Source organism: Streptomyces sp. NPDC048416, assembly GCF_043200435.1.
In the GTDB taxonomy this organism is placed as follows: Bacteria; Actinomycetota; Actinomycetes; order Streptomycetales; family Streptomycetaceae; genus Streptomyces.
Genome location: NZ_JBICXU010000004.1, coordinates 47,099 through 69,165, shown reverse-complemented (window position 1 = coordinate 69,165; position 22,067 = coordinate 47,099). Strand labels below are relative to the sequence as shown.

Genomic DNA, 22,067 nt, shown 5'->3' with positions numbered 1-22,067 from the left:
GTCCGGTGGCCGAAGAGCTCCGGGGGACCTGGCCGGGCTGGCAAAATGGAGATGCTTCGTTCATACGGGACGTAGCAAACGCCTACCGAAGGTAACCCCGTCCCATGCCGCCCACGCTCGCCTCGCTCGTCCAGCACTCGGCGCTCAAGCTCACCGTGCGCGCGGGGGAGGACCGCCTGGACCGCCCGGTGCGCTGGGCACACGTCAGCGAACTCGCCGACCCCGTCCCGTACATGGAGGGCGGCGAGCTGTTGCTCACCACCGCGATGACGCTGGCCGCCGAGGACCCCCAGGCGATGCGCCGCTACGTACGCAGGCTGGCCGGGGCCGGGGTGGTCGGGCTCGGCTTCGCCATCGGCGTCAACTACGACACCGTGCCCGACGCGCTGCTCACGGCGGCCCGCGAGGAGGGCCTGCCGCTCCTGGAGGTGCCACGGCGCACCCCGTTCCTGGCCATCTCCAAAGAGGTCTCGGCGGCCATCTCGGCCGACCAGTACCGCGCGGTGACCGCCGGGTTCGAGGCGCAGCGCGAGCTGACCCGGGCCGCGCTGTCCGACGGCCCGGCCGTCCTCATCGCCAAGCTCGCCGCCCACGTCGACGGCTGGGCCGCGCTGTACGACACCTCCGGCGCCGTCGTGGCCGCCGCCCCCGAGTGGGCCGCCCGCCGCGCCGCCCGGCTCACCCCGGACGTCGCCCGGCTGCGCGAACGCGCCGCCCCGGCAAGCGCGGTGGTCGGCGGCACCGAGGACGCGTCGGGCGACCGGGTCGAACTCCAGTCGCTCGGCACCGGACGCCGGGTGCGCGGCGCGCTCGCCGTCGGTACGGGGGCGCCGCTGGGCACGGCCGAGCGGTACGCGGTGCACTCCGCCGTCGCGCTGCTCACCCTCACCACCGAACGCTCCCGCTCGCTCCAGGCGGCCGAGCAGCGGCTCGGCGCGGCGGTCCTGCGCATGCTGCTCTCCGGTCAGCAGGACCATGCCCGCGCGGTCGCGGGCGACCTGTACGGCGGGCTCCTGGACGCCCCGTTCCGGCTGGTCATCGCCGAGCTCGCGGGCGAGGGCGAGCCCGCGGGGCTCGCGGCGCTGACCGAGACCATGGAGTCGGCCGCCGCCCGCTGCGGCGAGACGGTCCTCGTGGTGCCGGAGGCGAGCCGGCTCGTCGTCCTGGCCGCCGACGGCGGCGAGGCCGTGGCCGCCTGTCTGGCGCACGAGAGCGCCGAGGGCGAGGAACTGGTCGTCGGCCTCTCCGCGCCGGCCGGCCCGATCGCCGCGGCCTCCGCGTACAAACAGGCCGAGCAGGCGCTCTCGGTCGCCCGCAGGCGCGGCAAGGCGCTCGTCGAGCACGAGGACCTGGTGGCCGGGTCCGTGCTGCCGCTGCTCGCGGACGACGCGGTGCGGGCGTTCGCGGACGGGATGCTGCGGGCGCTGTACGAGCACGACACGAAGGGGCGGGGCGATCTCGTGGCCTCGCTGCGGGCGTGGCTGTCCCGGCACGGGCAGTGGGACGCGGCGGCGGCCGACCTGGGGGTGCACCGGCACACCCTGCGGTACCGGATGCGGCGGGTCGAGGAGATCCTGGGGCGGTCCCTGGACGACCCGGACGTCCGCATGGAGCTGTGGCTGGCCCTGAAGGCGACGTCCGCGCCCGACCGGGAGTAGTCCCCCACCCCGCCCCTCCCCGAATCCCTCCGCCGGTAGCCGGAACCCCTGGGGCTCCGCCCCGGCCCCTGTTCGCGCCCGGGGTGAAGGTTGCGCGCCGAGTGGTCGGGGGCGCGGGGAACGGCGCGAGACGCGGGCACGGTCCGCAGACGAGAGCGGGGTCCCTGGGGCTCCGCCCCGGCCCCCGGGATTCGCCCCGCCCCACCCCTTCCCGCAACCCTCCGGGGGAGAGTGTGTCGGGTGCGGGCCGTGCGTGGCTGGTCGCGCAGTTCCCCGCGCCCCTTGGCGGCATGGTGCGGGCCAGCATGGGCATCTTCAGCCCGTCATGGGGGTCCCCCTGGGGCGTGCCGGGGCGACAAAGCGGCGTATGGCGCGGGTGCACCACTCCACGCCGGACAAACGCGCACCCCCGCCCCCCGGCCTACCGTGAGGGCATGACTTCTACCCACGCCTTCTGGCTCGCCGGCCGCGAGGCCACCGGCGACGACAGCTTCGATGTCACCTCGCCCTGGGACGGCCGGCTCGTCGCCTCCGTCAGTGTGCCCACCGACAGCCAGGTCGAGGAGGCCGTGGCCGCCGCGCACGCCGTCGTGGAGGAGTTCGCCGCGACCCCGGCGCACGTCAGGGCCGCCGCCCTCGACCACGTCTCCAAGCGACTCGCCGAGCGCACCGAGGAGATCGCCCAGCTGATCTCCGCCGAGAACGGCAAGCCCATCAAGTGGGCCCGCGGCGAGGTCGGCCGCGCCGTGTCGGTGTTCCGCTTCGCCGCGGAGGAGGCCCGCCGCTTCAACGGCGGCGAGGCCCAGCGCCTGGACACCGACGGCGGCGGCGTGGGCCGCCTCGCCCTGACCCGCCGCTTCCCCAAGGGCGTCGTCCTCGGCATCGCACCCTTCAACTTCCCGCTCAACCTGTGCGCCCACAAGGTCGCCCCGGCCATCGCGGTGGGCGCCCCGATCGTGCTCAAGCCCGCCCCCGCGACCCCGCTCTCGGGCCTCGTACTCGGCGAGCTCCTTGCCGAGACCGAGCTGCCCGCCGGCTCGTGGAGCATCCTGCCGGTCGCCAACGACAAGATGCCGGCCCTGGTGCAGGACCACCGCCTCCCGGTCATCTCCTTCACCGGCTCCGACAAGGTCGGCTACGCGATCATGGACTCGGTGCCGCGCAAGCACTGCACCCTGGAGCTCGGCGGCAACGGCGCGGCCGTCGTCCTCGCCGACTGGGCCTCGGATGAGGACCTGGACCGGGCGGCGACCCGCATCGCCACCTTCTCCAACTACCAGGGCGGCCAGTCCTGCATCTCCGTCCAGCGCGTGATCGCGGACGCCGCCGTGTACGACCGGCTGCTCCCCAAGGTCGTCGCCGCGGTCGAGGCACAGGTCACCGGCGACCCGTCCGACTCCGCCACCGATGTCGGCCCGCTGGTCAGCGAGGACGCCGCCCAGCGCGTCGAGTCCTGGGTCGACGAGGCCGTACGGGCCGGCGCCAAGCTGCTCACCGGTGGCAAGCGCGACGGTGCCTCCTACGCGCCGACCGTGCTCACCGAGCTGCCCGCCGACACCACCCTCGCCTGCGAGGAGGTCTTCGGACCGGTCCTGACCGTGCAGAAGGTGGACGGCGAGGCCGAGGCGTTCGCCGCGGTCAACGCCTCCAAGTACGGCCTCCAGGCAGGGGTGTTCACGCACGACGTGCAGACCGCCTTCCGCGCCCACCGGGCCCTGGAGGTCGGCGGCGTGATCATCGGCGACGTGCCGTCCTACCGCGCCGACCAGATGCCCTACGGCGGTGCCAAGGCCTCCGGCGTCGGCCGCGAGGGCGTCCGCTACGCCATGGACGACTACACCTACGAGCGCGTCCTCGTCCTGACGGGCCTCGCGCTCTAGGACACGGCCCCACCAGACCGACGGCCGGAACCCACTGTGCGGGGGTTCCGGCCGTCGTCGTACGCCCGGGCGCCCCCGAGGGGTGGTCCAACCGCCGGGAATCGGGTACATACGGTCGAGTAGCACCCCCCGGTAACGGGCGACCGCCCGCAGCCAAGCCCGCGGCGAGGAGAACCCCTCATGACCGCACCACAGCACACGCCCAAGGTCTCCGAGCGCGAGGCGCGCCAGGTCGCCGAGGCCGCCCGCGAGCAGGACTGGCGCAAACCCAGCTTCGCGAAGGAACTCTTCCTCGGCCGGCTGCGCCTCGATCTGATCCACCCTCATCCCCAGCCGGCCGCGGACGACGTGGAACGCGGCGAGGCCTTCCTCGCCAAGATGCGCGACTTCTGTGAGACCCGCGTCGACGGCCGCCTCATCGACCGCGAGTCGCGCATCCCCGACGACGTCGTGAACGGGCTCAAGGAGCTCGGCGCCCTCGGGATGAAGATCGACACCAAGTACGGGGGCCAGGGACTCACCCAGGTCTACTACAACAAGGCGCTCACGCTCGCGGGTTCGGCGAGCCCCGCGATCGGCGCGCTGCTCTCCGCACACCAGTCGATCGGGGTGCCCCAGCCGCTGAAACTGTTCGGCACCCAGGAGCAGAAGGACACCTTCCTGCCCCGCTGTGCCCGTACCGACATCTCCGCGTTCCTGCTCACCGAGCCCGACGTGGGCTCCGACCCGGCGCGCCTGGCCACCGCCGCGGTGCCGGACGGCGACGACACCTACGTTCTGGACGGCGTCAAGCTGTGGACCACCAACGGCGTCGTCGCCGACCTGCTGGTCGTGATGGCCCGGGTGCCGAAGTCCGAGGGGCACAAGGGCGGGATCACCGCCTTCGTCGTCGAGGCGGACTCGCCGGGCATCACCGTCGAGAACCGCAACGCGTTCATGGGCCTGCGCGGCATCGAGAACGGCGTCACCCGCTTCCACCAGGTACGTGTCCCGGCCGCGAACCGGATCGGGCCGGAGGGATCCGGCCTCAAGATCGCCCTGACCACGCTCAACACCGGCCGGCTCTCGCTGCCCGCGATGTGCGTCGGCAGCGGCAAATGGTGTCTGAAAATCGCCCGTGAATGGACGGGCGTACGCGAGCAGTGGGGGCGGCCGGTCGCGCGGCACGAGGCGGTGGGCGCGAAGATCTCCTTCATCGCCGCCACCACGTTCGCCCTCGAAGCCATGACGGACCTCTCCGCGCAGATGGCCGACGAGGACCGCAACGACATCCGGATCGAGGCCGCGCTCGCCAAGCTCTACGGGTCCGAGATGGGCTGGCTCATGACGGACGAGCTGGTCCAGATCCGCGGCGGCCGGGGCTTCGAGACCGCGGACTCGCTGGCCGATCGCGGTGAACGCGCCGTGCCCGCCGAGCAGATGCTCCGGGACATGCGCATCAACCGGATCTTCGAGGGCTCGACGGAGATCATGCATCTGCTGATCGCCCGCGAGGCGGTCGACGCCCACCTGTCCGTGGCGGGCGACCTGATCGACCCCGACAAGAGCCTCCAGGACAAGGCGAAGGCCGGCGCGAACGCGGCCGGGTTCTACGCCAAGTGGCTCCCCAAGCTGGTCGCAGGCCCGGGTCAACTCCCGCGCTCGTACGGCGAATTCGGGCCACTGGCCCAGCACCTCCGCTACGCCGAGCGCTCCGCCCGCAAACTGGCCCGCTCCACGTTCTACGCCATGTCGCGCTGGCAGGGTCGGATGGAGACCAAGCAGGGCTTCCTCGGCCGGATCGTCGACATCGGGGCCGAGCTGTTCGCGATGAGCGCCGCGTGCGTACGGGCCGAGCATCTGCGCGCCACCGGCGAGCACGGGCGCGAGGCGGTCCAGCTGGCCGACACGTTCTGCTGCCAGTCCCGCATCCGGGTCGAGGAACTGTTCACACGCCTGTGGAGCAACACCGACGACCTCGACCGCAAGGTCGTGGACGAAGTGCTGGCCGGTGCGTACACGTGGCTGGAGGAGGGCGTCCTCGACGCATCCGACGAGGGCCCCTGGATCGCGGACGCGACCCCGGGCCCGGCCCGGCGCGACAACGTCCACCGCCCCGTGCGCTGACCGGCGGCGGAGCCCCGGCGCCCAATTAGGTAAGCCCGGGCGCCGGACCCGGTAGGCCCGGGCGCCGGACCCGGTAGGCCCGGGCGCCGGACCCGGTAGGCCCGGGCGCCGGACCCGGTGGGCCGGGGCCCGCGACCCGGTACGCCCGTGCGTCCGATCCCGTACGGGCAATCGGAACCGGGCCCGTACGGGAGTCCGGGCCGGATCCGGTTGGGAGTCCGGCCGGATCCGGTCCGGGGGGCCGCGCACCGGAGTGGCTGGTTCCGCTCCGGCGCCCGGCACGCGCCGGGCAGCTTTTCGGCGCCCCGCGCGCACTCATCCCGGTCTTATTGACAGGAGCGCTGTCCGGGCGCACAGCGGATGCGGCAACAATGGGGGGCATGAGCGACAGCCCAGCCCCCCTCGCCGACCCGCACATCGCCTTCGACCCGGCCGAAGGCCGCCGCGATGTGGTCGTACTCGGATCCACCGGGTCCATCGGAACCCAGGCCATCGACCTGGTCCTGCGCAACCCCGACCGCTTCCGCGTGACCGCGCTCTCCGCGGCGGGCGGCCGGGTCGAGCTCCTGGCCGAGCAGGCGCGCCGGCTCGGAGTCGACACCGTCGCGGTGGCGCGCGAGGACGCCGTGCCCGCCCTGCGCGAGGCGCTGGCCGAGCAGTACGCGGGCCGGCCGCTCCCCACGATCCTCGCAGGTCCCGACGCCGCCACCGAGCTCGCGGCGTCCCCCTGCCACACCGTGCTCAACGGGATCACCGGCTCCATCGGCCTCGCTCCGACCCTGGCCGCGCTCACGGCCGGCCGCACGCTCGCGCTCGCCAACAAGGAATCGCTGATCGTCGGCGGTCCGCTCGTGAAGGCCATCGCGAAGCCCGGCCAGATCATCCCCGTCGACTCCGAGCACGCCGCGCTCTTCCAGGCCCTGGCGGCCGGCAAGCGCTCCGATGTGCGCAAGCTGGTCGTGACCGCGTCCGGCGGACCCTTCCGCGGCCGTACCAAGGACGAACTCGCCGACGTCACCCCCAGCGACGCGCTCGCCCACCCCACCTGGGCCATGGGGCCGGTCATCACCGTCAACTCGGCGACCCTGGTCAACAAGGGCCTTGAGGTGATCGAGGCCCATCTGCTGTACGACATCCCCTTCGAGCGCATCGAGGTCGTCGTCCACCCCCAGTCCTACGTCCACTCCATGGTCGAGTTCACCGACGGGTCCACGCTCGCGCAGGCCACCCCGCCCGACATGCGCGGCCCCATCGCCATCGGGCTCGGCTGGCCCGAGCGGATCCCCGACGCGGCGCCCGCCTTCGACTGGACCAAGGCCTCGGCCTGGGAGTTCTTCCCGCTCGACAACGACGCCTTCCCCTCGGTGGGACTCGCCCGGCACGTGGGGGAGCTGGGCGGGACGGCTCCGGCGGTGTTCAATGCCGCGAACGAGGAGTGCGTGGACGCGTTCCTGGCCGGGCGGCTCCCGTTCAACGGGATCATGGAGACGGTGACGGAGGTCGTCACCGAACACGGAACGCCGCACGCGGGAACTTCCCTCACGGTCCCGGACGTCCTGGAAGCGGAGACCTGGGCACGCGCCCGGGCCCGAGAACTCGCGGTGAAGGCAACAGCGGAGGCACGCGCATGACGATCCTGTTGACGGTCCTCGGCATAGCGCTCTTCGCCGTCGGGCTGCTCATCTCCATCGCCTGGCACGAGCTCGGCCACCTCTCCATGGCCAAGCTCTTCGGCATCCGTGTGCCCCAGTACATGGTCGGCTTCGGCCCCACCATCTGGTCGCGCAAGAAGGGCGACACGGAGTACGGCATCAAGGCGGTCCCGGCCGGCGGGTACATCCGCATGATCGGCATGTTCCCGCCCGGCGCGGACGGCCGCATCGAGGCCCGGTCGACCTCGCCGTTCCGCGGCATGATCGAGGACGCGAGAGCGGCCGCGTTCGAAGAGCTCCAGCCGGGTGACGAGGACCGGCTCTTCTACACGCGCAAGCCGTGGAAGCGCGTCATCGTCATGTTCGCGGGCCCGTTCATGAACCTGATCCTCGCGGTCGCGATCTTCCTCAGTGTGCTCATGGGCTTCGGCATGGCCGCCGAGACCACCCAGGTCGCCGGCGTCCAGAAGTGCGTGATCGCGCAGACCGAGAAGCGCGACACCTGCAAGCCGGGCGACAAGGTCTCGCCCGCCCAGGCGGCGGGCCTCCAGGTCGGCGACAAGATCGTCGCCTTCGACGGCAAGCCCGTGAAGAACTGGTCCGACCTGTCCGACCGGATCCGCGAGACCATCGGCCCGGCCACCGTCACCGTGGAGCGCGCCGGCCGGCAGGTCACCCTGCACGCCACGCTCGCCAAGAACATGGTGGCGAAGAAGGACGCGGACGGGCAGGCGGTCCCCGACCAGTACGTCCCGGCGGGCTACCTGGGCTTCTCGCCCAAGTCCGAGATCAAGCCGCTCACCTTCGGCGAGTCCGTGGACCGCATGGGCACCATGGTGGAGAACGGCGTGCACTCGATCGTCGCGCTCCCCGGCAAGATCCCCGACCTGTGGAACGCGGCCTTCGACGGCGGCGAGCGCAAGGCCGACTCGCCGGTCGGCGTGGTCGGCGCGGCGCGCCTGAGCGGCGAAGTGCTCAACCTCGACGCCCCGACGCAGAGCATCATCGCGACGTTCCTGTTCCTGCTCGCGGGCTTCAACCTCTCGCTGTTCCTCTTCAACATGCTGCCGCTGCTGCCCCTGGACGGCGGTCACATCGCCGGCGCCCTGTGGGAGTCGCTGCGCCGCACGGTGGCGCGGGTCCTCAAGCGCCCCGACCCGGGCGCCTTCGATGTGGCCAAGCTGATGCCGGTGGCGTACGTGGTGGCCGGCATCTTCATCTGCTTCACCCTGCTCGTCCTGGTGGCGGACGTCGTGAATCCGGTGAAACTCACCTGACGCCCGAAGCCGGCGCGTTCGAGCCGGCTGCCGTGCACGCCGGAGGTACGCCCGCTGACGCATGCAGTCGCCCGCAGACGCACGCCGGCGCAGGCGGCGCACAAGGGGCGGTTCGGGCCCGCAGCGGGCCCGGAGCGCCCCTTCGCGTGAACTGTGGGGGCACGGTGCACCGGGTGCCCGCCGGGTGACGTAACCTCGAAGGCTGGAGCCCGCCGATCTCGGGACCTTGATCCACACCTTGGGGTTGCACAGCAGATGACTGCGATTTCACTGGGAATGCCGGCCGTACCGACCAGGCTGGCCGAGCGCCGCAAGAGCCGTCAGATCCAGGTCGGCTCGGTCGCGGTCGGCGGGGACGCGCCGGTCTCGGTCCAGTCCATGACGACGACGCGTACCTCGGATATCGGCGCGACGTTGCAGCAGATCGCCGAACTGACGGCGTCGGGCTGCCAGATCGTGCGGGTCGCCTGCCCCACGCAGGACGACGCGGACGCGCTGGCGACGATCGCCCGGAAGTCGCAGATCCCGGTGATCGCGGACATCCACTTCCAGCCGAAGTACGTCTTCGCGGCGATCGACGCCGGGTGCGCCGCGGTGCGGGTGAACCCGGGCAACATCAAGCAGTTCGACGACAAGGTCAAGGAGATCGCGCTGGCGGCCAAGGACGCCGGCACGCCGATCCGCATCGGTGTGAACGCGGGCTCGCTGGACGCGCGTCTCCTGAAGAAGTACGGGAAGGCGACGCCCGAGGCGCTGGTGGAGTCCGCGCTGTGGGAGGCCTCCCTCTTCGAGGAGCACGGCTTCCAGGACATCAAGATCTCGGTCAAGCACAATGACCCGGTCGTGATGGTCAACGCCTATCGGCAGCTCGCCGCGCAGTGCGACTACCCGCTGCACCTGGGGGTCACGGAGGCGGGCCCGGCGTTCCAGGGCACGATCAAGTCGGCTGTCGCCTTCGGCGCGTTGCTCGCCGAGGGCATCGGCGACACCATCCGGGTCTCGCTCTCCGCCCCGCCCGCCGAGGAGATCAAGGTCGGCATCCAGATCCTGGAGTCGCTGAACCTGCGCCAGCGCCGCCTGGAGATCGTCTCCTGCCCGTCGTGCGGCCGGGCCCAGGTGGACGTCTACAAGCTGGCCGAGGAGGTCACGGCGGGCCTTGAGGGCATGGAGGTCCCGCTGCGCGTCGCGGTCATGGGCTGTGTCGTGAACGGCCCCGGCGAGGCGCGCGAGGCCGACCTGGGTGTCGCCTCGGGCAACGGCAAGGGCCAGATCTTCGTGAAGGGCGAGGTCATCAAGACCGTGCCGGAGTCGAAGATCGTGGAGACGCTGATCGACGAGGCGATGAAGATCGCCGAGCAGATGGAGAAGGACGGCATCGCCTCCGGCGAGCCGCAGGTGTCGGTGGCGGGCTGACCCCGCAGCGCGGGCCCACCCCCGACCCAGCCCCGGGGGCGCGGGCCCGCCCCTGACCCGCCCCCGCTTCCCGGCGGACCCCGCCCGCGCCCAACACCCCGCTCGCATCTGCGGACCGTACGTGCCCAGTCGCGCAGTTCCCCGCGCCCCTGGCTACTTGGTGGCGGCCAGCATTGGCATCTTCAGCCCGTCCGGCGTTTGAGGACGAAGCGCCGTTCAGGCGCGGACGGGGTCTGGGGCGGAGCCCCGGGGCAGGGGGGCGCGGCCCGGATCGGCATCCCAGCCCGTCCGGCGATTGAGGACGAGCGGCCTTCAGGCGCGAACGGGGTCTGGGCGGAGCCCCAGGGCGTGGGGGTTGAGGTGACGGGTACAGTGCGGAGATCAGCAGACCGTACCCGTGAGGCCCCCTCGTGTTGACGCAGACCACCACCCGGGTCCTCGACCCCGGCGACCTCGGCGCGGCGCTCGCCATCCTGGAGAGCGACCCGGTCGCCAACGCCTTCGTGACCTCCCGCGTACAGGTCGCCGGCCTCGACCCCTGGCGGCTCGGCGGCGAGATGTGGGGCTGGTACACCGACGGCAGGCTCCGCTCCCTGTGCTACTCGGGCGCCAACCTCGTACCGATCTGCGCCACCCCCGAGGCGGTACGTTCCTTCGCCGACCGCGCCCGCCGCACCGGCCGCCGCTGCTCCTCGATCGTCGGCCCCGCCGAACCCACCAGCCAGCTGTGGCGGCTGCTCGAACCCCACTGGGGCCCCGCCCGCGACGTACGCCCCAACCAGCCGCTCATGGTCACCGAGCGCATGCCGGACGACATCGAGCCCGACCCCTGCGTCCGCCGGATCCGCAAGGACGAGATGGACGTGATCATGCCTGCCTGCATCGCGATGTTCACCGAGGAGGTCGGCGTCTCGCCGATGGCCGGCGACGGCGGGCTGCTCTACCAGGCCCGCGTCGCCGAACTCGTCGCCTCCGGGCGCTCGTTCGCCCGCGTCGAGGACGGCAAGGTCGTCTTCAAGGCCGAGATCGGCGCCGCCACCAACCAGGCCTGCCAGATCCAGGGCGTGTGGGTCGCCCCCGAGCACCGGGGCAAGGGCCTGTCGGCCACCGGCATGGCGGCCGTCCTGCGGTACGCCCTCGCGGACGTCGCCCCCGTCGTCAGCCTGTACGTGAACGACTTCAACGCCCCGGCCCGCGCCTGCTACCGCCGGGTCGGTTTCCGTGAGACCGGAGCGTTCATGAGCGTGCTGTTCTGAGCCCGCTGTTCTGAGGTTAGGGTGCGCCCATGGCTCCTGACTCTGACGTGACCGTCGGGCCCCTCGACCTCGCGGCCCGCGTGGACGAGGCGCTGGCCGTGCAGGCCCTCGCCTTCGGCCTCGGCGCCGACGAGGTCGCGGTACGCCGCCACATCGTGCTGCGACACCTCACCTATCCGGGGGCCAGGGCGCTCGGAGCCACCACACCGGACGGGCGCCTGGCCGGCTTCGTGTACGGGATGCCCAACGACCGTGCCCACTGGTGGTCCACCGTCGTCGAGCCGTACCTGCGCAACAACGGCGCCGAAGGCTGGCTCGACGACTCCTTCGTGATCACCGAGCTGCATGTCCACCCCGACTTCCAGGGCCGTGGCCTCGGCCGGGCACTCATCACCACCATCACCGACGGCGCCGCCGAACCCCGCTCGATCCTCTCCGCGATCGACACCGAGAGCCCCGCCCGCGCCCTGTACCGGGCGCTCGGCTACCTCGACCTGGCCTGCCGTGTGCAGTTCCCCAGCGCGTTCCGGCCGTACGCCGTGATGGGCGCCCCGCTGCCCCTGCTGCGGCGCGGCCACGAGGGGCCGCGCTGAAACGGATTTCCGCGCACTCGGGGCGCCCGGCTAACCTCCAGGCATCACCCCGTGCACGTACAGGAGAGAAATCCATGGCAGCCGCCCAGGTTCAGCGCATGTCCCGTCTGATGGCCAAGACATTGCGTGACGACCCGGCGGACGCGGAGACGCTGAGCCACAAGCTCCTCGTGCGCGCCGGGTACGTACGCCGCAACGCCGCGGGCATCTGGACCTGGCTGCCGCTCGGCAAGAAGGTCCTGGACAACATCTCCACCGTCGTACGCGAGGAGATGGACGCCATCGGGGCGCAGGAGGTCCTGCTGCCCGCGCTGCTGCCCAAGGACGCGTATGAGGCGAGCGGGCGCTGGGAGGAGTACGGCGACCTGCTGTTCCGCCTCAAGGACCGCAAGGGCGGCGAGTACCTGCTCGGCCCGACGCACGAAGAGATCTTCACGCAGACGGTCAAGGACCAGTGCACGTCCTACAAGGACCTGCCGGTCATGCTCTACCAGATCCAGACCAAGTACCGCGACGAGGCCCGCCCGCGCTCCGGCGTGCTGCGCGGGCGTGAGTTCCAGATGAAGGACTCGTACTCCTTCGACACCACCGACGAGGGCCTTGCCGAGTCGTACGCGCTGCACCGCGCCGCCTACCAAAAGATCTTCGCGCGGCTCGGGCTCGACTACCGCATCGTCTCCGCCGTCTCCGGCGCCATGGGCGGCTCCGCGTCCGAGGAGTTCCTGGCCCCGGCCGCCGCGGGCGAGGACACGTTCGTGGACTGCCCGGCGTGTGACTACGCGGCGAACACCGAGGCCGTGACGTTCGTGGCCACCCCGGTCGACGGCTCCGCGCACGGACCCGTCGAGGAGCTGGCCACCCCCGACACCCCCACCATCGAATCCCTCGCCGCGCACCTCGGCGTCCCGGCGTCGGCCACCCTGAAGAACCTGCTGGTCAAGGTGGACGGCGAGATCGTCGCCGTCGGCGTGCCCGGCGACCGCGAGGTGGACCTCGGCAAGCTCGGTGAGCACCTGGCCCCGGCCGTCGTCGAGCTCGTCACCGCCGAGGACTTCGCGGACCGCCCCGACCTGGTACGCGGCTACGTCGGCCCGCAGGGCCTGGAGAAGGTCCGTTACATCGCCGACCCGCGCGTCGCGCCCGGCACGGCGTGGATCACCGGCGCGAACAAGGCGGACACCCACGTACGCAATGTGGTGTGCGGCCGTGACTTCGAGGTCGACGACTTCCTCGACGTCGTCGTGGTCGAGGAGGGCGACCCCTGCCCGTCCTGCGGCGCCGGCCTCAAGCTGGACCGCGCGATCGAGATCGGCCACATCTTCCAGCTCGGCCGCAAGTACGCCGACACCTTCCAGCTCGACGTGCTCGGCAAGGAGGGCAAGCCGGTGCGGGTCACGATGGGCTCGTACGGCATCGGCGTCTCGCGGGCGGTCGCGGCGCTCGCCGAGCAGACCGCGGACGACAAGGGTCTGTGCTGGCCCGCCGAGATCGCGCCGGCCGATGTGCACGTCGTCGCGGCGGGCAAGGCCGTGCAGACCGAGGCGGCGCTGGACGCGGCGGAGCAGTTGCGTGCGGCGGGGCTTCGGGTCCTGGTCGACGATCGGGCCGGTGTCTCGCCCGGCGTGAAGTTCACGGACGCGGAGCTGATCGGCGTGCCGCAGATCCTGGTCGCGGGACGGCGGGTCGCGGAGGGCGTCTTCGAGCTGAAGGACCGTCGTACTGGCGAGCGCGAGGAGCTGCCGCTGGCCGAGGCGATCGCCCGCCTCACGGCCTGACGGCCGGCTGTACGGGGCCCGGGGGCGCTGCCCCGGGGGCCCCGCGCGCCGCCCCGCCGCCCGTGTCCGGGTCTCGCGCAGTTCCTCGCGCCCCTGGGTCCCGTGGGTTTTCGCCTGCGGGCCGGTGGGGGCCGGTCGCGCAGTTCCCCGCGCCCCCAGCCTCGTTGTACGGCGTCGATCGTGTCCGGGTCGCGCGCAGTTCCTCGCGCCCCTGGATCCTGTTGCTTTTCGCCTGCGGGGCGGTGGGGGCTGGTCGCGCAGTTCCCCGCGCCCCTGGCGGGGTCGACCTTGGCGGGGTGTTTTGCCTCTGCCCGGGCCGGGGTGCAGGGAGCGTAGCCCCCCCGGGGTCTGGGGCGTAGCCCCAGTGGCTGGGCCACTCGTCCCCCGTCACGGGTGGGTGGGTGGGCCGATCCCCGGGGTCTGGGGCGTAGCCCCGGTGGCTGGGCCACTCGTCCCCCGTCACGGGTGGGTGGGCGGGCCAACCCCCGGGGTCTGGGGCGTAGCCCCGGTGGTTGGGCCGTCCGACCCCCGTCATGGGTGGGTGGGTGGGCCAATCCCCCCGGGGTTTGGGGCGCAGCCCCAAGGGGGTTACAGCCAGCCGGCGAATTCGAGGAGTAGCTCCGCGTCCTGGTGGCGGCCCGCCGCACGGGCACGCAGGCCCGACTCGACCGCGCGGAACAGCGTCCAGCCATGGAGCCGCGCCGGGTCCACGTCCAGCGAGTCGGCCAGCTTGTTGACGCGGCGGCGCGCCGAGGACGCCCCGCTCGGCGCCGCGATCAGGTCCTCCACCCGGTCCCGTACCAACCGGGCCAAGTCATAGGCGCGTTCACCCACCAGCGGCTCGGGACCCACCGTCAGCCACGGCGCCCGTTCGCCCGAAAGCACCTTGCTCTGACGGAAGTTGCCGTGCAGGAGCAGCAACTCGGGCGTGCTGGCGGCCAGTTCGTCGCGGGCCGTCAGGGCCGCCGCGACGAGCGGGGCGAGTTCGGGATCCTGCGGTGCCCGCATCGGCACGCTCTGGCGCTCCGTGCGCGCGGCCACCGTCTCGAAGGCGTGGCCGCCGGGCGGCTCGACCCACAGCCGCCGTACCGTCCCTGCCGCTTCGAGCAGCGCCTTCGCCTCGGGCAGCGAGCGCAGCGACACCTCGGGATGCAGCCGCTCCACGAGCAGCGCGTCGTCACCCGCGTCGTCGTCCAGGAGCTGGGCCGAGCCCCAGCCGTTCCAGTGGGCGAGGGCCGCGCGTTCCAGGTCGGGCCGGGCGAAGGAGGGGGCGACCTTGAGGGCGGCGGGGCCGCCGTCGGGTCGGCGTACGAGGGCGACGAGGCTGGAACGGCCGCCGGGGGCCTGCACCCGGTCGACGGTGAGCCCGCGCCGCGCGGCCGACTGGGCCGCCAGCTCGGGCAGCCGGCCGAGCCAGGCTTCGGCCGGCTCGTCCCCGTACGTCTCGCCGAGCGCGCGTACCAGCCGCTCAGGCGGTTCGAAAGCCATACGTGTAGTGCCCCTTGCGCAAGTACTGGCCGGTGGACGTCAGGTACTGGCCGGTGGAACCGGTGCGCTCGGACGTTCCGCGAGCCCAGGAAAGGCTACGCTCCCGCCGCGCCAGCGCACGGCCCGCACCGCCGCCTCCCGCAGCGCGGCGGCCGCCTCCTGGCGCAGCGCGCCCTCGGCGGAACGGACGAGATCGGAGTAGACGTCCGCGACCCGGTCCTCCAGTTCCGTGGCGAGCCGCAGCGCGGCGGCGGCGTCGGGCACGGCGAACGGCAGAGCGTAGGCGGCAGCCGCGACCACCGGTGACCCGCCCAGGTCACGCACCGTGCGGGCCAGCGCGTCGCGGCGGGAGCGGTGCGCGGTGCAGGCGTCCCGGGCCTCGGTGGCGCGGGTGCCGGAGAGCCGGCCGCCGAGCACCCCGTACCCGTACACCGCCGCGTGCTCGGCGGCCAGCGCGGCCTGTGCCGCGTCCAGGGGCTCGGCCATCAGGCACCCCCGGCGAGAAGGTAGGCGTGTCCCGCGCCGGACGCCGACACCGAGGCGAGGAGGCGGGCGAGCTCGGGCGACGCGGTGGCCAGCGCCGCCAACTGGGCGTCGGATGTGCGGCGTTCGGCGTCCGCGAGCTCCTTCAGGGCTTCGTCGGCGTCCGCCGCGACCGTCGAGACGGCGGAGGTGGTGGGGGAGCCGGCGGGGGACGGGGAGGCCGCACCCGTGCCGCCGGGCGACGGGGAGGCCGGTCCCGTGGCGGCGGGGGAGGCCAGCGCCGCCGCGTGCTGGGACGCCTGGTCGCGCAGTGGCGCGAGCCGGTTCCGCAGCGAAGGATGCATCGCGAGCGTCGCGTCGTACCGCTCGACCAGCGCCCGGCTCGCGGCCGAGGTCCTGGCGCGCAGCGCCGTCTCCGCGCGGGCCGCCGCCTCCCGCGCGCCGGTCGCCGAACCGCGCCCGCCGCGCTCGGACGGGTCCTGCGAGCAGCCGGCCAGCAGACCTGCGGTCGCCGCTCCTGTCACGGCCAGCACACGCCTTCGCGTGGTCCCCGGGTGCCGCACGTGTCACTCCCTGTGTGCCGGTCCGCCGGTGACCGAGTGATCACCGCAGGCGAGCGTACCCGCGGGCCCGGGGACGTGGACGGCAACACCCTTCCGGACCGGATACCCTTTGATCTGACGGCGCCGGTCCCACGACGGCCGCCGTGCGCGACGACGATCCCCACAACAGCAGACGCGGCCGAGGAGTCACCCGGATGAGCACCACCCAGAGCGACAGGCTGCGGGGTCTACTCGAACCGCTCGTCAAGGCCAAGGATCTGGACCTCGAAGAGATCGAGGTGTCCCGGGCGGGACGTCGGCGCGTGCTGCGGATCGTGGTCGACTCCGACGAGGGCGTGGAGCTCGACGCCTGCGCCGAGCTGAGCCGGGCCGCTTCGGAACTGCTCGACGAGAGCGATGCGATGGGCGAGGAGGAGTACGTCCTCGAAGTGACGTCTCCGGGCGCCGAACGCCCTCTCACCGAACTCCGCCACTACCTGCGGGCCACCGGCCGCCTCGCCCGCCTCCAGCTGCACAGCGGCGACGAGCTGGTCGCGCGGATCCTCAAGGCCGACGACGACGGCATCGACGCCGAGATCCCGGGTGTGAAGGGGCGCAAGCCGACCGCCCGCCGGATCGGTTTCGCCGAGATCGCCAAGGCGCGGGTCGAGATCGAGTTCAACCGCAAGGACGGAAAGAACGAGATCGCAGCAGACAGCGAGAACGACATCCCGAACGACATTGACAACGAAGAGGAGGCGTAGCCGTGGACATCGACATGAGTGCCCTGCGGGGCCTGGTCCGGGAGAAGGAGATCTCCTTCGACCTGCTGGTCGAGGCGATCGAGTCGGCGCTCCTCATCGCCTACCACCGCACCGAGGGCAGCTTCCGGCGTGCGCGCGTGAAGCTCGACCGTGAGAACGGTCATGTCACGGTGTGGGCGAAGGAAGACCCGGCCGATCTGGAAGAGGGCCAGGAGGCGAAGGAGTTCGACGACACGCCTTCCGACTTCGGCCGGATCGCTGCGAGCACCGCCAAGCAGGTCATCCTTCAGCGCCTGCGCGACGCGGAGGACGACATCACCTTCGGCGAGTTCGCCGGCCGTGAGGGCGACGTCATCACCGGCGTCGTCCAGCAGGGCAAGGACCCCAAGAACGTGCTGGTCGACATCGGCAAGATGGAGGCCATGCTGCCGGTGCAGGAGCAGGTGCCGGGCGAGGAGTACACGCACGGGCTGCGCCTTCGCACGTACGTCGTCCGGGTGGCGAAGGGCGTACGCGGTCCGTCCGTGACGCTGTCGCGCACCCACCCCAACCTCGTCAAGAAGCTCTTCGCCCTTGAGGTCCCGGAGATCGCCGACGGTTCGGTGGAGATCTCCGCCATCGCTCGCGAGGCCGGTCACCGTACGAAGATCGCCGTCCGGTCGACGCGCTCCGGCATCAACCCCAAGGGCGCTTGCATCGGTCCCATGGGCAGCCGCGTGCGCAACGTCATGGCCGAACTTCACGGTGAGAAGATCGACATCGTCGACTGGTCGGACGACCCTGCCGAGATGGTGGCCAACGCGCTGTCCCCGGCCCGGGTCTCCAAGGTCGAGGTCGTGGACCTCGCCGCCCGCTCCGCCCGGGTGACCGTGCCGGACTACCAGCTCTCGCTGGCCATCGGCAAGGAGGGCCAGAACGCCCGCCTCGCCGCGCGGCTGACCGGCTGGCGCATCGACATCCGCCCGGACACCGAGCAGCCGGACGAGGGCTGAGCGACCCGGCCGAGCGGGCCGGTCCGACCGGCCCGGCGGGAATAAAAAGTGGCCCTGCCCCCGTTCGACGGGGCAGGGTGGAGCTTTCTGGACAACAACCGTTCGATTTTTGCCCCCAAGGGGTGAGGTCGCTACGGGGAGGTAGACTTAAACGTGTCTGGCCGGACGCATGCCCGCGCCTGCCCTGAGCGAACCTGCGTGGGTTGCCGGGAGCGAGCGGCCAAGAGCGATCTGCTGCGCATCGTGGTGATCGAGGGTGCTTGCGCCCCCGATCCTCGCGGTACGCTGCCCGGCCGGGGTGCGTACGTTCACCCCGCCTCGGTCTGTCTCGACCAGGCGGTCCGCCGCCGGGCGTTCTCCCGGGCCTTCAGGGCCAAGGAAGCGCTCGACACCGCGGATGTGCGGAACTACGTCGAGCAGGCAGCAACGTAAGAAGAAGTACGGCACGGAATCCCGTGCGGTCAGGTACCTCGCGAGTTGGAAGTAGGTCGAGATTGCGATGAGCACTCGATGAGTACGCGATGAGTACGCCCATGAAGTAGCGACGGTCCGGCGGTAACCCGGACCTAAAAGGAGCGAAGTGGCTAAGGTCCGGGTATACGAACTCGCCAAGGAGTTCGGGGTGGAGAGCAAGGTCGTCATGGCCAAGCTCCAAGAACTCGGTGAATTCGTCCGTTCGGCGTCCTCGACGATCGAGGCGCCGGTTGTACGCAAGTTGACTGACGCACTGCAGGGGCCCGGCGGCAACGCCGGCAAGTCCGCTGCCAAGCCCGGCGCGCCCCGCAAGGCCGCGCCTGCCAAGCCCGCGGCGCCCGCCGCGGCACGTCCCGCTGCCCCCAAGCCCGGCGCCCCGGCCCCCAAGCCGGCCCCCGCCGCGCCTGCGGCCCCCGCCGCGCCGGTCGCCCCGGCGGCCCCGGCGAGCAGCACCCCCTCTGCTCCGGCTCCGGCCGCCTCGGGCCCCCGCCCGGGTCCGAAGCCCGCCCCGGCCAAGCCGGCCCCGGTCACCCCGGTGCCCGCCGCCGAGTTCTCGGCTCCGGCTCCGGCCCAGCCCGCGGCGCCCCAGCAGGCTCCGCGTCCCGCCGGCGCCACCCCCGGCCCGCGTCCCGCCGCCTCCCGTCCGGCTCCGGCCGGCGGTCAGCGTGACGGTGGCCAGCGCGACGGTGGCCGTGGCGGCGACCGTCCGGCCCGCCCCGCGGGTCAGGGCGCACCCCGCCCGGGTGGTTCCCGCCCGGCCGGTCCGCGTCCCGGCAACAACCCCTTCACCTCGGGTGGCTCCACCGGAATGGCGCGCCCGCAGGCGCCCCGTCCCGGCGGCGGCGCGCCCCGTCCGGCCGGCGGCCCCGGTGCCCCCGGTGGCGCTCCGCGTCCGCAGGGCGGCCCCGGCGGCGCCCCGCGTCCCCAGGGTCAGGGCGGCGCCCGTCCGAGCCCGGGCGGCATGCCCCGTCCGCAGGGTGGCGCTCCGCGTCCCGGTGGCGGCGCTCCCGGCGGTAACCGTCCCAACCCCGGCATGATGCCGCAGCGTCCCGCCGCGGCCCCGCGTCCCGGTGGCGGCCCCGGTGGCCGTGGTCCCGGTGGCCCCGGTGGCCGTCCGGGTGGCGGCGCCGGTCGTCCCGGTGGCGGCGGCGGCTTCGCCGGCCGTCCGGCCGGTCCCGGTGGCGGCGGTCGTCCCGGTGGCGGCGGCGGCTTCGGCGGCCCCCGTCCGGGTGGCGGCGCTCCCGGTGGTGGCGGCGGCTTCGGCGGTCGTCCCGGTTTCCAGGGCCGTCCCGGCGGTCCGGGTGGCCGTGGTGGCACGCAGGGTGCCTTCGGCCGTCCCGGCGGGCCCGCCCGTCGTGGTCGCAAGTCGAAGCGTCAGAGGCGCCAGGAGTACGAGGCCATGCAGGCCCCGTCGGTGGGCGGCGTCATGCTGCCCCGCGGCAACGGACAGTCCGTCCGCCTGTCGCGCGGTGCCTCGCTGACCGATTTCGCCGAGAAGATCGGCGCCAACCCGGCGTCGCTCGTCGGCGTGATGATGAACCTCGGCGAGATGGTCACCGCCACGCAGTCCGTCTCCGACGAGACGCTGAAGCTCCTCGCGGATGAAATGAACTTCATCCTTGAGATCGTCAGCCCCGAGGAGGAGGACCGCGAGCTGCTGGAGTCCTTCGACATCGAGTTCGGCGAGGACGAGGGCGGCGAGGAATTCCTCGTCGCGCGTCCGCCGGTCGTGACCGTCATGGGTCACGTCGACCACGGTAAGACCCGCCTTCTGGACGCGATCCGCAAGACGAACGTCATCGCGGGCGAGGCCGGCGGCATCACGCAGCACATCGGTGCCTACCAGGTCGCCACCGAGGTCAACGGTGAAGACCGCAGGATCACCTTCATCGACACCCCGGGTCACGAGGCGTTCACCGCCATGCGTGCCCGTGGTGCCAAGTCCACCGACATCGCGATCCTCGTGGTGGCGGCGAACGACGGTGTGATGCCCCAGACGATCGAGGCGCTGAACCACGCCAAGGCGGCCGACGTGCCGATCGTGGTCGCGGTCAACAAGATCGACGTCGAGGGCGCGGACCCGACCAAGGTGCGCGGTCAGCTCACCGAGTTCGGTCTGGTGGCCGAGGAGTACGGCGGCGACACGATGTTCGTCGACATCTCCGCCAAGCAGGGCCTCAACATCGAGTCCCTTCTGGAGGCCGTCGTCCTCACCGCCGACGCCTCGCTCGACCTGCGGGCCAACCCGGAGCAGGACGCGCAGGGCATCGCGATCGAGTCCCACCTGGACAAGGGCCGCGGCGCCGTCGCGACCGTCCTGGTCCAGCGCGGCACCCTGCGGGTCGGCGACACGATGGTGGTGGGCGACGCCTACGGCCGCGTGCGCGCCATGCTCGACGACAAGGGCGAGAACGTGGAAGAGGCGGGTCCCTCGACCCCGGTCCTCGTCCTCGGTCTCACCAACGTCCCGGGCGCCGGCGACAACTTCCTGGTCGTCGACGAGGACCGTACGGCCCGTCAGATCGCCGAGAAGCGTGCCGCCCGTGAGCGCAACGTCCGCTTCGCCCGCAAGGGTGTGCGGTTCTCCCTGGAGAACCTGGACGAGGCCCTCAAGGCCGGTCTGGTGCAGGAACTCAACCTCATCATCAAGGGCGACGCGTCCGGTTCGGTGGAGGCCCTCGAGTCCTCGCTGCTCCAGCTCGACGTCGGCGACGAGGTCGACATCCGTGTCCTGCACCGCGGTGTGGGTGCGGTCACCGAGTCCGACATCAACCTGGCGACCGGCTCCGACGCGATCGTCATCGGCTTCAACGTCCGCGCAGCGGGCCGCGCGGCCCAGATGGCGGACCGCGAAGGCGTCGACGTCCGGTACTACTCGGTCATCTACCAGGCGATCGAAGAGATCGAAGCGGCCCTCAAGGGCATGCTCAAGCCGGAGTACGAAGAGGTCGAGCTCGGCACGGCGGAGATCCGCGAGATCTTCCGCTCGTCCAAGCTGGGCAACATCGCCGGTGTCCTGGTCCGGTCGGGCGAGGTCAAGCGCAACACCAAGGCGCGCCTGCTGCGCGATGGCAAGGTCATCGCGGAGAACCTCAACATCTCGGGTCTGCGTCGCTTCAAGGACGACGTCACCGAGATCCGCGAAGGCTTCGAGGGCGGTATCAACCTCGGAAACTTCAACGACATCAAGATCGACGACGTCATCGCGACGTACGAGATGCGCGAGAAGCCGCGCGGCTAGTCCGCGAGGCTGACCCGTACCTCAGCAGTCGGGGCCGATCGGCGGGAAGATTATTTCCGTCGATCGGCCCCGGCCGTTCCGGTACGGTTCTGATGTCCCCGCCAAGGCTTTGGCGGGGTCCTCTAACCCGTACCGGCGGGACATCCGGACATCCATGTATGTGGGGACGCTGTCCTTCGATCTGCTCCTCGGCGACGTACGGTCGCTGAAGGAGAAACGCTCCGTCGTCCGGCCGATCGTGGCCGAGCTCCAGCGCAAGTACGCGGTGAGCGTGGCGGAGGTGGGCGACCAGGACCTGCACCGCAGGGCCGAGATCGGTCTCGCGGTGGTGTCGGGGGACACGGGTCACCTCACAGACGTACTCGACCGGTGCGAGCGGCTTGTGGCCGGCCGGCCCGAGGTGGAGCTCCTGTCGGTCAGACGCAGGCTCCACAGCGACGAAGACTGAACACTGAGCAAGGCTTGAGAAGGAG

The 22,067-nt window shown here is 72.1% G+C and carries 17 protein-coding genes; 14 read left to right on the top strand and 3 right to left on the bottom strand.

Going from position 1 to position 22,067, the window contains the following annotated elements; all coding sequences use genetic code 11:
- The first annotated feature begins 104 nt into the window (after window positions 1–104).
- The 9 genes from ACGFW5_RS06905 to ACGFW5_RS06865 all read left to right on the top strand — a co-directional run bounded on the left by ACGFW5_RS06905 (window position 105) and on the right by ACGFW5_RS06865 (window position 13,610).
- Window positions 105–1,658, top strand: a complete 1,554-nt coding sequence (locus ACGFW5_RS06905; protein WP_393833140.1) for a PucR family transcriptional regulator — start codon at window positions 105–107, stop codon at window positions 1,656–1,658.
- 434 nt (window positions 1,659–2,092) lie between these two features.
- Entirely contained in the window at window positions 2,093–3,538 is a 1,446-nt protein-coding gene (locus ACGFW5_RS06900; protein WP_393833139.1) for an aldehyde dehydrogenase family protein, read from the top strand.
- Between the two features lie 180 nt (window positions 3,539–3,718).
- On the top strand, window positions 3,719–5,644 hold the full coding sequence (locus tag ACGFW5_RS06895; RefSeq protein ID WP_393833138.1) for an acyl-CoA dehydrogenase family protein: 1,926 nt from the start codon (window positions 3,719–3,721) through the stop codon (window positions 5,642–5,644).
- A gap of 371 nt (window positions 5,645–6,015) precedes the next feature.
- Window positions 6,016–7,275 (top strand): 1-deoxy-D-xylulose-5-phosphate reductoisomerase, encoded by a 1,260-nt coding sequence (gene dxr, locus ACGFW5_RS06890; protein ID WP_393833137.1) that lies wholly within the window; start codon window positions 6,016–6,018, stop codon window positions 7,273–7,275.
- Complete coding sequence (locus tag ACGFW5_RS06885; RefSeq protein ID WP_393833136.1) at window positions 7,272–8,573, top strand: M50 family metallopeptidase; 1,302 nt, start codon at window positions 7,272–7,274, stop codon at window positions 8,571–8,573. The genes dxr and ACGFW5_RS06885 overlap by 4 nt, the downstream gene beginning before the upstream one ends.
- 255 nt (window positions 8,574–8,828) lie before the next feature.
- Window positions 8,829–9,986 carry a flavodoxin-dependent (E)-4-hydroxy-3-methylbut-2-enyl-diphosphate synthase gene (gene ispG / locus ACGFW5_RS06880; RefSeq protein WP_393833135.1) on the top strand — a complete coding sequence of 386 codons (1,158 nt, stop codon included), beginning with the start codon at window positions 8,829–8,831 and terminating at the stop codon, window positions 9,984–9,986.
- Between the two features lie 410 nt (window positions 9,987–10,396).
- The gene (locus ACGFW5_RS06875) at window positions 10,397–11,242 is read left to right on the top strand and encodes a GNAT family N-acetyltransferase (protein WP_393833134.1); all 846 of its coding nucleotides are present in this window, start codon (window positions 10,397–10,399) and stop codon (window positions 11,240–11,242) included.
- 29 nt (window positions 11,243–11,271) lie between these two features.
- On the top strand, window positions 11,272–11,835 hold the full coding sequence (locus ACGFW5_RS06870; protein ID WP_393833133.1) for a GNAT family N-acetyltransferase: 564 nt from the start codon (window positions 11,272–11,274) through the stop codon (window positions 11,833–11,835).
- Between the two features lie 74 nt (window positions 11,836–11,909).
- Window positions 11,910–13,610, top strand: a complete 1,701-nt coding sequence (locus ACGFW5_RS06865; RefSeq protein ID WP_393833132.1) for a proline--tRNA ligase — start codon at window positions 11,910–11,912, stop codon at window positions 13,608–13,610.
- A gap of 588 nt (window positions 13,611–14,198) precedes the next feature.
- Here ACGFW5_RS06865 and ACGFW5_RS06860 read toward each other — a convergent pair.
- Genes ACGFW5_RS06860 through ACGFW5_RS06850 form a run of 3 tightly spaced genes read right to left on the bottom strand, consistent with a single transcriptional unit; the run spans window position 14,199 to window position 16,105 of the window.
- A complete protein-coding gene (locus ACGFW5_RS06860; RefSeq protein WP_393833131.1) occupies window positions 14,199–15,098 on the bottom strand; it encodes an aminoglycoside phosphotransferase family protein in 900 nt (299 codons plus the stop codon).
- Between the two features lie 39 nt (window positions 15,099–15,137).
- Window positions 15,138–15,584: a ferritin-like domain-containing protein gene (locus ACGFW5_RS06855; protein WP_393833130.1), complete on the bottom strand. Its 447-nt coding sequence runs from the start codon at window positions 15,582–15,584 to the stop codon at window positions 15,138–15,140.
- Window positions 15,584–16,105, bottom strand: coding sequence for a hypothetical protein (locus tag ACGFW5_RS06850; protein WP_393833129.1), 522 nt, complete (start codon window positions 16,103–16,105; stop codon window positions 15,584–15,586). Before ACGFW5_RS06850 ends, ACGFW5_RS06855 begins: the two co-directional genes overlap by 1 nt.
- A gap of 233 nt (window positions 16,106–16,338) precedes the next feature.
- On the opposite strand from ACGFW5_RS06850, the gene rimP reads away from it, so the two are divergent.
- The 5 genes from rimP to ACGFW5_RS06825 all read left to right on the top strand — a co-directional run bounded on the left by rimP (window position 16,339) and on the right by ACGFW5_RS06825 (window position 22,042).
- Window positions 16,339–16,887 carry a ribosome maturation factor RimP gene (gene rimP, locus ACGFW5_RS06845; RefSeq protein ID WP_393833128.1) on the top strand — a complete coding sequence of 183 codons (549 nt, stop codon included), beginning with the start codon at window positions 16,339–16,341 and terminating at the stop codon, window positions 16,885–16,887.
- A gap of 2 nt (window positions 16,888–16,889) precedes the next feature.
- On the top strand, window positions 16,890–17,879 hold the full coding sequence (gene nusA, locus ACGFW5_RS06840; RefSeq protein ID WP_393833127.1) for a transcription termination factor NusA: 990 nt from the start codon (window positions 16,890–16,892) through the stop codon (window positions 17,877–17,879).
- A 153-nt stretch (window positions 17,880–18,032) separates the two neighbouring features.
- Window positions 18,033–18,311: a YlxR family protein gene (locus ACGFW5_RS06835; protein WP_328308940.1), complete on the top strand. Its 279-nt coding sequence runs from the start codon at window positions 18,033–18,035 to the stop codon at window positions 18,309–18,311.
- Window positions 18,312–18,459: 148 nt separating this feature from the next.
- A complete protein-coding gene (gene infB, locus ACGFW5_RS06830) occupies window positions 18,460–21,594 on the top strand; it encodes a translation initiation factor IF-2 (protein ID WP_393833126.1) in 3,135 nt (1,044 codons plus the stop codon).
- A 154-nt stretch (window positions 21,595–21,748) separates the two neighbouring features.
- On the top strand, window positions 21,749–22,042 hold the full coding sequence (locus tag ACGFW5_RS06825) for a DUF503 domain-containing protein (protein WP_393833125.1): 294 nt from the start codon (window positions 21,749–21,751) through the stop codon (window positions 22,040–22,042).
- Window positions 22,043–22,067 lie beyond the last annotated feature (25 nt).